Below are 14617 nucleotides of genomic sequence, written 5' to 3'. Positions count from 1 at the left end.
GAGGGTCGGCTCGGACGTTGTGCCTGGCCTGGACGCTGAAGCTCTGTTTACAAGCTGAAGCCAGTCTCAGACGCTGAAGCCTGGCCTAGACGCTGAAGACTGGCCTAGACGCTGAAGCTCTCGCCACAACCACACTCGTCCTTGACGTTGGGGTTGTTGAAGCGGAAGTAGCGGTTCAGGCCGTCCTTGACGTAGTCCACTTCGGAGCCGTCGAGCACGGTGAGGGCTTCGGTGTCGACATAGACGGTGGCGCCGTGATCGACGAAGACGGCGTCTTCCTCGTTGACCTCGTCAGCGAAGTCGAGCACGTAGCTGTAGCCGGAGCAGCCGCTGGGCTTGACCGAGACACGCAGGCCAAGGCCGTGGCCGCGCTCGGCCAGCACGACGCGGATCTGGTCGGCGGCGGAGGAGGAAATCGACAGATGTGCCATGAGCAGTCTCCCGGGTCAGGCGCGCAGCGACGTCAGGGCATGCCTGAGTTCGCCGAGCGCGGATTCGATGTCGGCAGCGGTGGTGAAACGACCGAAGCTGAAGCGCAGTGATGCCAGCGCCAGCGGACGGGGCACCCCGATGCCGGTGAGGACGAACGACGGTTCGACACTGGCGGAATTGCAGGCCGAGCCGGTGGAAATCGCGATGCCGCGCAGCGCCATCAGCATCGCCTCGCCATCCACGCCCTCGAAGGCGAGATTGACGATGTTGGGCGCGCTGACCTCTATATCGGTATTGAAGTGCACGCCTTCAAGGCCGGCAAGCCCGGTGACGAACTGATCACGCAGCGCGACGAGGTGCTGGTGATCGGCGTCGAACTGCTCGGCGCTCAGGCGGTAGGCCTCGCCCATGCCGACGATCTGATGGGTCGGCAGGGTGCCGGAACGCATGCCGCGCTCATGGCCACCGCCGTGGATCAGGGCATCGACCTTGATCTGCGGCTGGCGACGCACGTACAGCGCGCCGATGCCCTTGGGGCCGTAGGCCTTGTGGGCGGACAGTGACAGCATGTCGATGGGCTGACGGCTGACATCGATCTGCACCTTGCCGGGGGCCTGGGCGGCATCGACATGGAAGGCCGCGCCATGCGAGTGGGCGATGTCGCCCAGCGCATCCAGGTCATTCAGGCTGCCCAGCTCGTTGTTCACCGCCATCAGCGATACCAGGATGGTGTCGCTGCGCAGGGCGTCGCGCAGGCTGTCAGGGCTGATGCGGCCGTCAGGCTGCGGCGCGATGCGAGTGACCTCGAAGCCTTCCGCTTCCAGTGCACTGGCGGTATCCAGAATCGCCTTGTGCTCGATGGTCGAGGTGATCAGATGGCGGCCACGCGCGGCATTGGCACGCATGTAGCCGGTCAGCGCCAGGTTGTCGGCTTCGGTGGCACCGCTGGTCCAGACGATCTCACGCGGGTCGGCACCGATCAGTTCGGCGACCTGACGACGCGCGCCCTCGACGGCCTGCTCGGCCAGCCAGCCCGGCATGTGACTGCGCGAGGCCGGATTGGCGAAGGTGCCGTCCTGCGTCAGGTGACGCATCATCAGCTCGGCGACGCGTGGGTCGACGGGCGTGGTGGCGGCATAGTCAAGGTAGATCGGCTGGGACATGGTGACTTCCTGAAGACACGACAGACAGTGATGACGGTGAACGTGATGAAGGCGATCTCGAAGGCGATGGGGCGCGGCGAGCATCGCCTCGGCTGGCCGTGCTCAGCCTGGCTGGCAAACGCCGCTCAGCTGCCTTGCATGACGGTGATCGGTGTCGGCTCGCACGCCTTGCGCTGACGACTGGCGATCTGGCGAATCTCTTCGCGCGCGACCAGGTCGGCCAGGCTGATGCCGTCGAGAAAGCCGTGGATCTCGTCGGACAGATCACACCACAGATGGTGCGTCAGGCAGGTATCACCGGCCTGACAGTCCGACATTCCCTGACAGCGTGTGGCATCGACTGACTCGTTGACGGCGTCGATGATGCACGCCACCGAGGTGGTCTCGAGTTCGGTATCCAGCAGATAACCGCCACCGGGGCCACGCACGCTCTTGACCAGACCTGCACGCCGCAGACGCGCAAACAGTTGCTCGAGATACGACAGCGAGATGCCCTGGCGTACGGAAATATCGGCCAGACAGGTCGGGCCGCAACTGGCATGCAGGGCCAGATCGAGCATCGCGGTGACGGCGTAGCGTCCCTTGGTGGTCAGGCGCATGACAGAGTCCGTGAGCAGATGGAGCCTGCGACGTTGAGGACGAGGCCGGGCGTAGTCGCCGCCTCTGGCGAGACGGCGTATCAATGCGCCCCATTATGGTGGGGTGGTCTGGCGGGGTCAATCCCGACTGAATTGGTCAACTTTAGCCATGCTGACGTTCAGCGGGCTCCTGCGTATCGCTTGCCTGCTCGGTCGGCGGCTGCTCAGTCGGTGCCTGCTGGGGCGAGGTCTGCTCGGAACTGGAGGCTGCCCGGGCCTTGGGTGAGGTACTGCCCTGGGCCGCGGCCACGTCAGCGACGGTGGTCTCGCCGCCGCAGGGCCCCAGTTCATCGATCAGCTGGGCGAAGTCAGCGTCGTCGAGCTCGGGCAGGTGCCCGGCGCGATAGCTGGCATCCAGCTTGCGCAGCGTGCCGCACATCTGTTCGATGCGCTTGTCCACGGCATGCATGTGATCGAGCATCGCGTGCATGGAGCGCGCGACCGGATCGGGCATGTCCTGGCCCATGCCGTAGGCATCGAAGCCGAACTTCTCCTTCATGGCCTCGCGGCTTTCCGGGTCGACCGACGGCTCCTCTGCCACATCCGGCTCGGCGCGCTTGACGATCTTGCCGGGAATGCCGACGACGGTGGCGCCGGCAGGCACTTCACGCGTGACCACGGCATTGGAGCCGACCTTGGCGCCGGCACCGACGGTGAACGGGCCGAGAATCTTGGCGCCGGCACCGACGATGACACCATCGCCGAGGGTCGGGTGGCGCTTGCCGGCGTTCCAGGTGGTGCCGCCGAGGGTGACGCCGTGATAGAGGGTCACGTCATCGCCGATCAGGGCGGTCTCGCCGATCACGACGCCCATGCCGTGGTCGATGAAGAAGCGGCGACCGATGGTGGCACCCGGGTGGATCTCGATGCCGGTCAGCCAGCGCATCAGGGTCGAGCCGGTGCGCGCCAGCCATTTGGCGTTGTGGCGCCATAGCCAGTGATTGATGCGATGGGCCACCAGCGCATGCAGGCCCGGATAGTTGGTCAGGACTTCAAAGAAGTTGCGCGCTGCCGGATCACGGGCAAACACGCTATCGATGTCTTCACGCAGTCGAGTGAACATGGCGTGTCCTCAGGAAGTGCGGTTGGCCGTGTCGGCTTGTGCCAGGCGAACCTGCTTGTCCACCGCGGAAAGAATGCCGCGCAGAATGTTGATTTCCATGCTGTCCGGACGCGCGCGTAGATAGAGGCGACGCAGGCGTGCCATCAGCTGGCGCGGCTGTTCCGGATCGAGGAAGTCGACGCTGATCAGTGTCTTCTCGAGATGCTCGAACAGGCGCTCGAGGTCGGCATGGCTGGCCAGCGGGCTGTCCCAGTCGATGCCGAACGGCTGGTCATCCTCGGCACGCGGCGTCTCGCCGGCGGCTTCCTGTTCGGCCAGCCACGCCTGGCGGCACTCATAGGCCAGCACCTGCACCGCCGCGGCCAGATTCAGCGAGCTGAAATCCGGATTGGTCGGGATGTGCACGTGGCGGTGGCAGCGCTGCAGCTCTTCATTGGAGAGCCCGGAATCCTCGCGGCCGAAGACGATGGCCACACGGGCATCCGGCAGGCGGGCTTCATCGGCCAGGGTGGCACCGAAGGCGCGCGGCGTGATCATCGGCCACGGCAGGTTGCGCGAACGTGCGCTGCAGCCGACCACCAGACTGCAATCCGCCACGGCCTCTTCCAGCGTCTCGTGCACCGAGGCGCTGGCGACGAGTGCATCGGCACCCGAGGCGCGTGAGGCGGATTCCTGGCATTGCACCTGACATCGCGGCGCGACCAGTGCGAGATCGGCCAGGCCCATATTGAGCATGGCGCGGGCTGCACCACCAATGTTGCCGGGATGGCTGGTGCCAATCAGGACAATGCGCAGACGTTCAAGCATGAGGACTTCCAGGATAGCAATTGAAGGGCGGGTCGGCCGACGCGGCTGGCGCAGTGCGTGATCCGCATACGCAGACTCAGCGATAAATCGCGCGTCAGGACCCGATATCCTAGCATGAAGCCGCGTCAGGGAGCAGTTTACCGCCGGTGTTGAGGGCAAGAGCGGCGCGAGGGAGGCGCGGGCGGGCAGGGCGCAAGGAGGCGGCGCGCAGGCAGAGGGTGGTCGCAGGCAATGGCAGCTCGAGCCGAGCTCTGATAGACTACGCCGTCCCGTCATGTCGCAACATGTGTTCGCCCTCGCTGGCGCCGCGTGCTGTGGCGGCTGGCAGCCTGCATACATTGCACTATGCAGCGCGCCCCGCGCCGTATCAGGATTCCTGTACGGGCTACATGACCGCCTGATCTGATTGCACCCAGTTTCGCTCGATCCGTGTTGCGCCGCGTTGATGTCTCACGCGCCGTGGCACCCGTTCTTTAACAGCTCCCGACTCGTCAAGGCCTTGATCATGCATCCGATGGTCCAATTTGCGCTGCGTGCTGCACGCGGTGCCGCAGAGCAGTTCGTTCGTGCTCGTGAACGTATCGAAGTCGCCCGTGGCGACAACGATCTCGACACCTTCATTGCAGACACTGCACGTCGCGCCGAAGCGCACATCGTGCGTCAGCTGGAGCGCGGTTATCCGCAACACGGTCTCTCCGGCCGTTATACCGACCATCGCGATGGTGAAGGTCAGGGCTCTGACTACCACTGGCGCATCGAGCCGGTGCACGGTTACTCCAACCTGGCATCCGCGGCCTCCGGCTTCGCGCTGTCCGTGGTCTGCCTGTTCAAGGGTCGTGCCGAGCACGCCGTGGTCATCGCACCGTTCACTGACGAAGAGTACATCGTCAGCCGCGGGCGTGGCGCCCAGCACTCCGGTCACCGTATCCGCGTGACCAACGCCACCGCCATCGAAGGTGCGCGTCTGGCGATGGGCCTGCCGGAAAGCTGGCAGCGTCCGCGTCACCTGCCGACCTACCTCTCCATCGTTCAGCAGGTCGGCCCGCAGGTCGAGATGCTGCGCACCAGCGGCTGTGCGCTGCTGGACGTGCTCGAGCTGGCCTCCGGTCGCGTCGATGCCGTCTATGTGCTGGGTCTGGATGCCGGTGACAGCGAGATCGTCAGCCTGTTCCTGAAGGAATGTGGCGCGCTGGCAGGCAGTGCCGACGGCACACCGGTCGTGGTTGCCGAAGGCACCCTGATGGCCGCTGGCGCACGTCTGTACAAGGCGCTGGCGCAGACCATGCAGCCGCACCTGTAAGGCTCTGCAAGACGACGTGACCTGACAGCCCTCGGGGCCGTCTGGAGAACGAAAAAAACCCCACCTCGCATGAGGTGGGGTTTTTTTGTGCCTGGCGATCCGTGCCTGGCGATCCGTGCCGAGCTGAACGAGCGGAGGCGCTTACGGCGCGCCGTCCTCGAACTGCTCCTTGGGCGGGGGGATCAGATCCACACGCTTCAGGCCGACCACCAGCAACAGCGCCGCTGCCACGTAGATGGACGAGAAGGTCCCCGCGACCACACCGATGATCAGTGCGATGGCGAAGTTGTGGATCATGTCACCGCCGAGGAAGTACAGCGCCAGCAACACCAGCAAGGTGGTGCCGGAGGTGGACAGCGTGCGTGACAGCGTCGCGTTGATGGCGTCATTGAAGATCGACGGCATGTCATCGGTACGCGATTTGCGGATGTTCTCGCGAATGCGGTCGTAGACGATGATGGTGTCGTTCAATGAGTAGCCGATCACGGCCAGCACCGCGGCCAGTACCGTCAGGTCGAAGTCGAGTCCGAACAGGGCGAAGATGCCCAGCAGGATGATGACGTCGTGACCCAGCGAGATGAGTGCGCCGAGGGCGAACTTGTACTGGAAGCGGAAGGCCACGTAGACCATCACCACGGCCAGGGCGAGCAGCATGCCGAGACCGGACTGGTCACGCAGCTGATCACCGACCTGGGCGCCGACGAACTCGGCGCGGATCAGGTTGACGCTGTCACCGGTGGCCTGCAGATGCGCCACGATGTCATTGCCGATGCCGGCTTCGAAGCTCTGCTGCAGACGCACCAGAATCTCGTTGCTGGCACCGAAGGTCTGGACCGAGACATCCTTGTAGCCGGCGGCTTCCAGTGTCTGGCGCACGCTGTCCAGCGCCGGTGCCGCCTGGTATTTCACTTCCACCAGGGTGCCGCCGGTAAAGTCGAGGCCCAGGTTCAGGCCATGAATCACAAGGGCGCCAATGGCCACGATCGTCAGCACGATGGAGACGATGTAGGCCGCGCGCCGCTTGCTCATGAAGTCAAACTGTCGCATCACGATGGCCCCTCAGATCCAGAGTTTCTTGAGTGTCTTGCCGCCAATGGCAAGATTGATGATGCCGCGCGAGACCATGATCGCCGTGAACATCGACGTCAGGATGCCGATGGACAGCGTCACCGCGAAGCCCTTGACCGGGCCACTGCCGATGGAGAACAGGATCACCGCGACCAGCAGGGTGGTGATGTTGGCATCGACGATGGAGGTGAAGGCGCGCTCGAAGCCGGTGTGCACCGCCTGATGCAGCGGCATCTTGGAGCGCATTTCCTCGCGGATACGCTCGAAGATCAGCACGTTGGCATCCACCGCCATGCCCAGTGTCAGCACGATACCGGCGATACCCGGCAGGGTCAGGGTGGCGCCCAGCATCGACATCGCGGCAATCAGGATCGCCAGGTTGGCGGTCAGGGCCACGTTGGCGACGACACCGAAGGCCTTGTAGCGCGCCAGCATGAACAGCACGACCAGCAGCAGGCCCAGCTCGACGGACAGGATGCCGCGCGAGATGTTCTCGGCACCGAGGCTCGGGCCGATGGTGCGTTCCTGCACGAAGTAGATCGGCGCGGCCAGTGAGCCGGAACGCAGCAGCAGCGACAGCTCCTTGGCTTCCGTCGGCGAGTCGAGGCCAGTGATGCGGAAGCTGTTGCCCAGTGCACTCTGGATCGTCGCCAGGCTGATCAGCCCCTTCTCGGTGTACGGGATGCGCTTCTCGACCTTCTCGCCGTCTTCCATCACGGTGCGCGTGCGGGTCTTGTGCTCGATGAACAGCACCGCCATGTTGCGGCCGATCGCGGCACGCGTGACGCGGTTCATGATCGAGCCACCGGTTCCGTCCAGGTTGATGTTGACCTGCGGACGGCCGCTTTCATCGAAGCTGGTGCTGGCGCTGGAGACGCTGTCCCCGCTGATGATCACGTCCTTCATGATGTTGGCGGTGCGGCTCGGCTGGTTGCGGAACGCGAAGCTCTCCATCTCGCTGGCCGGCGTGTCGCTGGCCGCTTCCAGACGGAATTCGAGGTTGGCGGTGGCACCCAGTACGCGCTTGGCGGCGGCCGTGTCCTGCACGCCCGGCAGCTCGACCACGATGCGGTTCGGGCCCTGGCGCTGAACCAGCGGCTCGGACACGCCCAGCTCGTTGACGCGATTGCGGATCGTGGTCAGGTTCTGGTTGACCGCGTAATCCTGAATCTCCTTGACGGCGGCGGCGGTCAGGGTGAGGTCCAGTACGGCCCCACGCTCGACATCGCGCTCGTCGTATTCGAAGTTCTGGAAGTCGCGCGAGATCAGTGAGCGCGCCTTCGAACGGTCTTCCTCATCGGAGAACGTCAGGCTCAGGGTACCGTCGTCGACTTCGCTGCCGCGGTAGCGGATACGCTCCTCGCGCAGGGTTTCCTTGATGGCGCTGGCGTTGACTTCCAGGCGCTGCTTGACCGCGGCGTCCATGTCGACTTCCAGCTGGAAGTGGACACCGCCACGCAGGTCAAGGCCCAGCTTCATCGGTGAGGCACCGAGGCTGGCCAGCCACGACGGCGTGGCGTCGGCCAGGTTCAGCGCGACGATGGCGTCATCGCCGAGCGTCTCGCTGATCAGTTCCTTGGCGCGCAGCTGCTGGTCGTTGCTGGTAAGGCGAATCAGGCCGGTGGAACCGTTGAGTTCCCCGGATTTGGGCGTGATGCCGGCGTTTTCGAGGGCACTGGTGGCGCGATCGAGGTCTTGCTGGTCGATGGCCTCGGCGCCGCTGGCGGCACTGATCTGCACAGCCGGGTCTTCGGGGTAGAGATTCGGCAATGCGTAGATCACGCCGACGGCAAGTACCAGGCAGATCACCAGGTACTTCCAAAGCGGATAGCGGTTGAGCATGGCAGCCCTGTCCTTGGTGGAGCGGGAGAGAAAAGCATGCTGCCGGCACAGGGGCCGGCAGCAGGAGGGATCAGATGGACTTGATGGTGCCCTTCGGCAGGACTGCAGCCACGGCAGATTTCTGCACGTTGACTTCGTTGCCTTCGTTCAGCTCCATGGTGATGAACTGCTCGCTGACCTTGGTGATGCGGCCAACCAGGCCACCACCGATGACGACTTCGTCACCCTTGGCCAGATTGCTGATCAGGTTCTTGTGTTCCTTGGCGCGCTTGGACTGCGGACGCCAGAGCAGGAAATAGAAAATGACCACGAAGCCGACCAGCATGACGATCTGGCCGATGGCGCCGCCGCCGGCGACAGCCGCTTCGGCTTCCGCGTGTGCGGCAGGAATCAGGAATTCCAGCATGTGTATCTCCAGAGGTTACGAGTGAACTGTTGTTATGCAATGAGCGTGATTCAGGCTCTTCTTCACGTCTGGCTCGAGTCGAATATCAAGACGACCGGAGGATTTGGCCCCCGGTCGTCATTCGCCTCGATCAGTCGGCCAGCGGCGGCACCGGCAGGCCGCGCGCGGCATAGAACTGTTCCACGAAGTCCTGCAATGTACCCGCTTCAATTGCACCGCGCAAACCAGCCATCACGGTCTGGTAGTAGCGCAGATTGTGGATGGTGTTGAGCATCGAGCCGAGCATTTCTCCACAGCGATCAAGGTGATGCAGATAGCCGCGCGAGAAATTGGTGCAGGTGTAGCAATCGCAGTCCGGGTCCAGCGGTGAGGTGTCACGCTTGTGGACGGCGTTGCGGATCTTGACGGTGCCCGTCGGCGTGAACAGGTGGCCGTTGCGCGCGTTGCGGGTCGGCATCACGCAATCGAACATGTCGACGCCACGCCGCACGCCCTCGACCAGGTCTTCCGGCTTGCCGACGCCCATCAGATAGCGCGGCTTGTCTTCCGGCATCCACTCGGGGAGGTAGTCGAGAACCTTGATCATCTCGTCCTTGGGCTCGCCCACGGACAGGCCGCCGATGGCGTAGCCGTCGAAATCGATCTTCTTGAGGCCCTCGAGGGACTTCTCGCGCAGATCCGGATACATGCCGCCCTGGATGATGCCGAACAGCGCCGACGGCGAGTCGCCATGCGCGTCGTAGGAGCGCTGCGCCCAGCGCAGGGACATCTCCATCGACTTGCGCGCTTCATCATGGGTGGCCGGGTACGGCGTGCACTCATCGAAGATCATCACGATATCGGAGCCCAGCGAGCGCTGCACCGCCATCGATTCTTCCGGGCCCATGAAGACCTTGGAGCCATCGACCGGTGAGCGGAAGTGAACGCCCTGTTCGGTGATCTTGCGCGTCTTGCCCAGCGAGAAGACCTGGAAGCCGCCGGAATCGGTCAGGATCGGCTTGTCCCACTGCGCGAAGTCATGCAGATCGCCATGCGCTTCGATGACTTCCGTGCCCGGGCGCAGCCACAGGTGGAAGGTGTTGCCGAGGATGATCTCGGCGCCGATGTCCTTGATGGACTCCGGCGTCATGCCCTTGACGGTGCCGTAGGTGCCCACCGGCATGAAGGCCGGGGTTTCCACGGTGCCGCGGGGGAAGGTCATGCGGCCACGACGTGCACGGCCATCGGTCGCGAGCTTTTCAAAGCTCATGAAGCATTCTTTACGCATGGTGCTCTCTTTGCTTGGCGGCGAAACAGGCCGCAGCTGGTGTGTCGATGCCACTATGCCGCAGCATAGCGCGGGGCGCGTTAACTGCGCATGACACGGCCCTCGGCGAATGCCGGGGCCATGTCAGAAGGGGGGGGATTCAGGCGCGTTCCAGCAGCATGGCATCGCCATAGCTGAAGAACTGGTAGCGCTCTTCCACCGCCGCCTGATAGGCCGCCATGGTGTGCTCGTAGCCGGCGAAGGCCGAGACCAGCATCAGCAGAGTCGATTCCGGCAGATGGAAGTTGGTGATCAACAGATCCACCACCTGCCATTCGTAGCCCGGGTAGATGAAGATGTCGGTGTCGCCGGAGTAGGGGGCCAGCTCGCCAGCGTGGGCCTTGGCGGCGCTCTCGAGGCAGCGCACGCTGGTGGTGCCGACGGCGACCACGCGACGGCCGGCAGCGCGGGCACGGGCGATCTTGTCGCAGGCTTCCTGGCCGACCTCGATCCACTCGCTGTGCATGTGGTGCTCGAGAATGCTGTCGACGCGTACCGGCTGGAAGGTGCCGGCGCCCACATGCAGGGTGACGAAGGCGGTCTCGATGCCTTTCTCGGCCATGGCGGCCATGATCGGCTCATCGAAGTGCAGGCCCGCCGTCGGGGCGGCCACGGCGCCATCGCGCTTGGCATAGACCGTCTGATAGCGCTCGCGATCCGACAGCTCGTCATCCCGAGTGATATAAGGCGGCAGCGGCATGTGGCCATGCTGATTGAGCAGCTCGATCATCGGCGTCTCGCCGTGGAAGCGCAGCTCGAACAGCGCCTCCTGACGGCCTTCGACCACGGCCGTGATGCCACCTTCGAAGATCAGCTCGGTACCCGGCTTGGGCGACTTGCTGGAGCGGATGTGCGCCAGGCCGCGATGGGCATCCAGCGGGCGCTCCAGCAGCATCTCGATCTTGCCGCCGGAGGCTTTCTGACCATGCAGGCGCGCGGGGATCACGCGGGTGTCGTTGAACACCACGACATCGCCGGGTTCCAGCTGCTCGAGCAGATCCGGGAAGCGGCGGTGCACGATCTCGCCGCTCTTGCCATCCAGATGCAGCAGACGGCAATCGCTGCGCTGCTCTGACGGGTAGCGGGCAATCAGCTCATCCGGCAGGCTGAAATCGTAATCGCTGCGCTGCATCGGGCGCGCGTCGGAAGATGTGGCAACGCCCGAGGCATCACCGGAATCGATACGTGACATGGCCAACCTGACACTCTGATAGCACGAGGCGCGTGGTGCGCTCCGTGGCATGCGTACATGCACAATGGGGAGATGCCGCCCTGAGACACTGACGCTCTCGTCGCGAGCGCATGACTCCCTTTCTGCGGGTGGGGCAGTCAGGTGCGACACTCTCGAGGCCTTGGCTGTCTGGGCAGACGAAAAAGGTCGCTCATGATACCCAATGCCATCGTCCACGCGAAGACCCGTTTGCGGGCGACACGCCTCAGCCCACTGCGGCGTGGGGTGTGAGGAAGCGCTCCATGTGTCTGATCTGACGCCAAAACTCGTTGACCTTGGCGCAATGTCCCGTATAATTTCGCTCCGTTGCCGGTGTGGCGGAATTGGTAGACGCAGCGGATTCAAAATCCGCCGCTTAATAGGCGTGTCGGTTCGAGTCCGACCACCGGCACCAGAATTGAAAAGTCGCTTTCGAGCGGCTTTTTGCGTTTCTGGCTCCAGCCGATTCATCTTCCTCGTGGTTCTTCGCTCGCGCTCAGTCTGTCTCTACCCCTGTCCCGAATACTTGTCCTTTCTTATCTTTTCACGCTTCGCCTGTCACGGCGCTGGCAGCTGCTTGTCTTCGCTCTGTACGTGACGGCAGGGGCCCAGACACAGGAAAGCCCCGGACGAATGTCGGGGCTTTCCTGTGTCTCGTGCATCCAGACGGCGGCTCACGCCTGATGTGGAACGCTCTTCACGCGTCGATAGAGGCTGTTGCTGGCGAGGGAGGGGGCGAGGAGTGCAATGCGGGTGTTCTGGATCGCGAGTTCCTGGCGCAGGGTAAACCACATGCCGACGTATTCATGGCAATCCTGGCAGTGCACCAGGTGGTCGGCCGATGGGGTGTGGTACTGATACTCCATCTTCAGGCCGGAGCATGCCGGACAACACAGTGCGGCTTGAGCTTTCCCTTCCATGTCTCCTCTCCTTCTCAGCAATTGACTGAATCTGGTGAGGTGCAGCGTAGTGGTCTCTTTCCTTGAGTTCGCAAACCTGCCAGACATCAAGGCCCATGAATCAACCGCTCAGACTCATGGATCTTGCTGGCCGGGGAGTGAAGCTTCCCATGCTTGCGCGTCATCCTCTGACAGGGCCTGTCCCTGGCTGCACTTCCTGTGCACTTGGCCCGTCACTACGCTGAACCTGCCGCTCTTCCTGAGCAGCGATCGGGCGCTACTGACCCGCAAGAATCTTGTACACCTTTCAGAAACTGACTGAATTCGGTGTCATTCAGCGTAGTGCTCTCTTTCCCTGAGCTCGCAGGCTTGCCAGTCATGAAGATTCGTAAACCTACCCGCTCAGGCTTACGAATCTTCCTGGCTAAGGAGCGAAGACCCCAAGCCTGCGCGTCATCCTTTGACAGGGCCTGTCCCTGGCTGAACTTCCTGTGCACTTGGCCTGTCACTACGCTGAACCTGCCGCTCTTCCTGAGCAGCGGTAGAGACGTTACTGGTTGTCATAAACTTGTACAACATCTAATTTGTTGCACAAGTTTTCAAATGTGTGAATTTCTGTACTTTATTATGTTCTCATATAAATCCATGCACGACGGCCGCCTTCGAGGGCGGACTGTCCAGCCTGTGTGACATCTATCGTGAGGGGCATGTCCAGGTCGTCCATATGGCCTGCTGCCGCATCAGCACGGCGCTTGATACACTCGACTGCGTCTGCCCGAAGACTTGGTGGGAGTCGTATGTGCCCGATGCTCTCATCCCTTGAGCAGCGCCTGATGGGGAGGGCGGGCCCCATCGCGAGCGCCGGGCTACTATCAGGTGATCCCCCCCCCAGGTGTATGTCCGAGGCCGGCGCAGTGTCGCTTTCACCAATTGACTGGAACATGGAATGACCTTCATGCATTGGATGCCGCTGAATCTGTGGTTGTCACTGGTTGCGCTATGCGCGATGGGGGCGATGTCGCCCGGACCGAGTCTGGCGATGGTGTTGCGCCATACCCTGGGCGGCGGGAGGAGTGCGGGGGTCGCCGCCGGTATCAGTCATGCGCTGGGAGTCGGGTTGTACGCCGCGCTGACTGCCTGGGGGCTCGGCGCCTTGATCGTTCATTACCCGGGGGTCTTCCAGGTGATCATGCTGCTGGGTGCAGTCTATCTGGCCTGGTTGGGGTTCAAGGCGCTGCGGGCAGGTCGCGGTGGAGCGCTGGAGGCGCAGGCCGTCACGACGTCCCGTTCCATGGCGATACGCGATGGTTTCATGGTGGCGCTGGCCAACCCCAAGTTGATCCTGTTCTTCGTGGCGCTGCTCAGTCAGTTGATCACGCCGGAGATGAGCGAGATGGGCAAGTGGCTGGTCGTCGTGACGGCCATGGGCATCGACGGGCTCTGGTATGTGCTGGTGGCACTGGTGCTGTCGCACTCGCGGGTGCTGCCCTGGTTGCAGGCGCGCGCGATGTGGATCAATCGACTGACGGGCGTGGTGTTGCTGGGGCTGGCGTTGCGGGTGGTCTGGGGGCTTTGAGACAGCCTGTCAGCCCGGTGAGGATCTGGCGCTTCTTGAGAAAACGGCCCTGGCACCTTTTGTCAGGGCCGTTTTGCATGCGCGTTTTGCGGGTTGAGGCGTTTGTAGATAGAGGTGTTTGTCGATAGAGGCGTGTGCACCGATGGCGTTACTCACTGAGCGACATCATCTCGGCGTAGTCCTTGATCGAGACCTCAAGGCTCGTGTCAGGTCTCGCCAGGAAATGCAGTGTCAATGGCAGCTTGTCGCCTGCAGTGAGTGGCTGCGTCAGCCCGATCAGCATCAGGTGGGGGCCGCCGCCGGGAGTCATCGTCAGCGGCGCGTCAGAGGAAATCGCCAGTTGCTCGATTCTGTGCATCTGCATGCGCTCTTGCGTGACTTGCATGCTGTGCAATTCGACCGTGGCGGCCATCGGCGTGCTGGCGCCTGTCAGCGCGGCATCGCCCTTTGCGATCGAGAGTGTCAGGTAGGCGGCCCCGGTCGTGGCACCCGGTGGCGTCGGTAGCGCAAAGGCTTGCTCGACATGAGGGATGGCGGACAGGGGCTCCCGCGCAGTGGCGTGAATGGTGGCAAGGGAGAGCAGGGCTAGCGTCGCCAGCCATCTGCTGGCGGTGGTGGCGATGGTGCGAAGGGCGGTCAGGCCAGCCGATATCTGTCCGGCGCGTCGCGGCGCGCCATGTCCCTGGCGAGGTTGCCTCATGCTGTGCGCATCTCCTGTCTGGGTGTGTAAAGAGAATGACCAAGGGAGCGGTCCATGATGCCAGTGTGGTGTTTTCTGACGTCGATGGCCTCTAGTGTAGAGGCTATTGCAGAGGGTTCTGTTTTAGGTGATTTGCACGAATGCGAGCGTCACCTGTTGCCCGGGTGTGAAGGCAGGTGTCCGGGCCGCAGTTGAAGGCAGCTTCGT

At 63.2% G+C, this 14617-nt stretch carries 14 protein-coding genes and 1 tRNA gene; 3 read left to right on the top strand and 12 right to left on the bottom strand.

Going from position 1 to position 14617, the window contains the following annotated elements; translation table 11 throughout:
- Window positions 1-104 precede the first annotated feature (104 nt).
- The 5 genes from CLAM6_RS14815 to CLAM6_RS14795 form a co-directional block, all read right to left on the bottom strand.
- Complete coding sequence (locus CLAM6_RS14815; protein ID WP_043333813.1) at window positions 105-431, bottom strand: HesB/IscA family protein; 327 nt, start codon at window positions 429-431, stop codon at window positions 105-107.
- 15 nt (window positions 432-446) lie between these two features.
- Entirely contained in the window at window positions 447-1595 is a 1149-nt protein-coding gene (locus tag CLAM6_RS14810; RefSeq protein ID WP_153636517.1) for an aminotransferase class V-fold PLP-dependent enzyme, read from the bottom strand.
- A 125-nt stretch (window positions 1596-1720) separates the two neighbouring features.
- On the bottom strand, window positions 1721-2194 hold the full coding sequence (locus CLAM6_RS14805) for a Fe-S cluster assembly transcription factor (protein WP_043333815.1): 474 nt from the start codon (window positions 2192-2194) through the stop codon (window positions 1721-1723).
- Window positions 2195-2336: 142 nt separating this feature from the next.
- Window positions 2337-3296: a serine O-acetyltransferase gene (cysE, locus tag CLAM6_RS14800; RefSeq protein WP_153636516.1), complete on the bottom strand. Its 960-nt coding sequence runs from the start codon at window positions 3294-3296 to the stop codon at window positions 2337-2339.
- 9 nt (window positions 3297-3305) lie between these two features.
- The gene (locus CLAM6_RS14795) at window positions 3306-4103 is read right to left on the bottom strand and encodes an RNA methyltransferase (protein ID WP_153636515.1); all 798 of its coding nucleotides are present in this window, start codon (window positions 4101-4103) and stop codon (window positions 3306-3308) included.
- Between the two features lie 505 nt (window positions 4104-4608).
- Here CLAM6_RS14795 and CLAM6_RS14790 point away from each other — a divergent pair.
- Window positions 4609-5403, top strand: a complete 795-nt coding sequence (locus CLAM6_RS14790; RefSeq protein WP_153636514.1) for an inositol monophosphatase family protein — start codon at window positions 4609-4611, stop codon at window positions 5401-5403.
- A gap of 141 nt (window positions 5404-5544) precedes the next feature.
- Here CLAM6_RS14790 and secF read toward each other — a convergent pair whose 3' ends face one another.
- The 5 genes from secF to queA all read right to left on the bottom strand — a co-directional run bounded on the left by secF (window position 5545) and on the right by queA (window position 11157).
- The gene (secF, locus tag CLAM6_RS14785) at window positions 5545-6450 is read right to left on the bottom strand and encodes a protein translocase subunit SecF (RefSeq protein ID WP_153636513.1); all 906 of its coding nucleotides are present in this window, start codon (window positions 6448-6450) and stop codon (window positions 5545-5547) included.
- 12 nt (window positions 6451-6462) lie between these two features.
- The gene (gene secD, locus CLAM6_RS14780; RefSeq protein WP_054556870.1) at window positions 6463-8313 is read right to left on the bottom strand and encodes a protein translocase subunit SecD; all 1851 of its coding nucleotides are present in this window, start codon (window positions 8311-8313) and stop codon (window positions 6463-6465) included.
- Window positions 8314-8383: 70 nt separating this feature from the next.
- Window positions 8384-8719, bottom strand: coding sequence for a preprotein translocase subunit YajC (yajC, locus tag CLAM6_RS14775; RefSeq protein WP_153636512.1), 336 nt, complete (start codon window positions 8717-8719; stop codon window positions 8384-8386).
- A gap of 130 nt (window positions 8720-8849) precedes the next feature.
- The gene (gene tgt, locus CLAM6_RS14770) at window positions 8850-9968 is read right to left on the bottom strand and encodes a tRNA guanosine(34) transglycosylase Tgt (RefSeq protein WP_054556871.1); all 1119 of its coding nucleotides are present in this window, start codon (window positions 9966-9968) and stop codon (window positions 8850-8852) included.
- A gap of 157 nt (window positions 9969-10125) precedes the next feature.
- Window positions 10126-11157, bottom strand: a complete 1032-nt coding sequence (gene queA, locus CLAM6_RS14765; RefSeq protein ID WP_107336757.1) for a tRNA preQ1(34) S-adenosylmethionine ribosyltransferase-isomerase QueA — start codon at window positions 11155-11157, stop codon at window positions 10126-10128.
- A gap of 407 nt (window positions 11158-11564) precedes the next feature.
- Here queA and CLAM6_RS14760 point away from each other — a divergent pair.
- Window positions 11565-11650, top strand: a tRNA-Leu gene (locus CLAM6_RS14760).
- A 259-nt stretch (window positions 11651-11909) separates the two neighbouring features.
- Here CLAM6_RS14760 and CLAM6_RS14755 read toward each other — a convergent pair.
- Window positions 11910-12155, bottom strand: a complete 246-nt coding sequence (locus CLAM6_RS14755) for a hypothetical protein (protein WP_153636511.1) — start codon at window positions 12153-12155, stop codon at window positions 11910-11912.
- A gap of 943 nt (window positions 12156-13098) precedes the next feature.
- On the opposite strand from CLAM6_RS14755, the gene CLAM6_RS14750 reads away from it, so the two are divergent.
- Complete coding sequence (locus CLAM6_RS14750; protein WP_153636980.1) at window positions 13099-13710, top strand: LysE family translocator; 612 nt, start codon at window positions 13099-13101, stop codon at window positions 13708-13710.
- A 148-nt stretch (window positions 13711-13858) separates the two neighbouring features.
- On the opposite strand, the gene CLAM6_RS14745 is transcribed toward CLAM6_RS14750, so the two are convergent.
- The gene (locus tag CLAM6_RS14745) at window positions 13859-14410 is read right to left on the bottom strand and encodes a copper chaperone PCu(A)C (protein WP_153636510.1); all 552 of its coding nucleotides are present in this window, start codon (window positions 14408-14410) and stop codon (window positions 13859-13861) included.
- Between the last annotated feature and the right edge of the window lie 207 nt (window positions 14411-14617).

It is taken from the genome of Cobetia sp. AM6 (genome assembly GCF_009617955.1).
Classification (GTDB): domain Bacteria; phylum Pseudomonadota; class Gammaproteobacteria; order Pseudomonadales; family Halomonadaceae; genus Cobetia; species Cobetia amphilecti.
This window is presented reverse-complemented; position numbering and strand designations above follow the sequence as displayed.

Bases quoted from the DNA above. Each gene is read 5' to 3' on its own strand.
- CLAM6_RS14815 (WP_043333813.1), bottom strand. From the start codon at position 431: ATGGCACATCTGTCGATTTCCTCCTCCGCCGCCGACCAGATCCGCGTC.
- CLAM6_RS14810 (WP_153636517.1), bottom strand. From the start codon at position 1,595: ATGTCCCAGCCGATCTACCTTGACTATGCCGCCACCACGCCCGTCGAC.
- CLAM6_RS14805 (WP_043333815.1), bottom strand. From the start codon at position 2,194: ATGCGCCTGACCACCAAGGGACGCTACGCCGTCACCGCGATGCTCGAT.
- cysE (WP_153636516.1), bottom strand. From the start codon at position 3,296: ATGTTCACTCGACTGCGTGAAGACATCGATAGCGTGTTTGCCCGTGAT.
- CLAM6_RS14795 (WP_153636515.1), bottom strand. From the start codon at position 4,103: ATGCTTGAACGTCTGCGCATTGTCCTGATTGGCACCAGCCATCCCGGC.
- CLAM6_RS14790 (WP_153636514.1), top strand. From the start codon at position 4,609: ATGCATCCGATGGTCCAATTTGCGCTGCGTGCTGCACGCGGTGCCGCA.
- secF (WP_153636513.1), bottom strand. From the start codon at position 6,450: ATGCGACAGTTTGACTTCATGAGCAAGCGGCGCGCGGCCTACATCGTC.
- secD (WP_054556870.1), bottom strand. From the start codon at position 8,313: ATGCTCAACCGCTATCCGCTTTGGAAGTACCTGGTGATCTGCCTGGTA.
- yajC (WP_153636512.1), bottom strand. From the start codon at position 8,719: ATGCTGGAATTCCTGATTCCTGCCGCACACGCGGAAGCCGAAGCGGCT.
- tgt (WP_054556871.1), bottom strand. From the start codon at position 9,968: ATGAGCTTTGAAAAGCTCGCGACCGATGGCCGTGCACGTCGTGGCCGC.
- queA (WP_107336757.1), bottom strand. From the start codon at position 11,157: ATGCAGCGCAGCGATTACGATTTCAGCCTGCCGGATGAGCTGATTGCC.
- CLAM6_RS14755 (WP_153636511.1), bottom strand. From the start codon at position 12,155: ATGGAAGGGAAAGCTCAAGCCGCACTGTGTTGTCCGGCATGCTCCGGC.
- CLAM6_RS14750 (WP_153636980.1), top strand. From the start codon at position 13,099: ATGCCGCTGAATCTGTGGTTGTCACTGGTTGCGCTATGCGCGATGGGG.
- CLAM6_RS14745 (WP_153636510.1), bottom strand. From the start codon at position 14,410: ATGAGGCAACCTCGCCAGGGACATGGCGCGCCGCGACGCGCCGGACAG.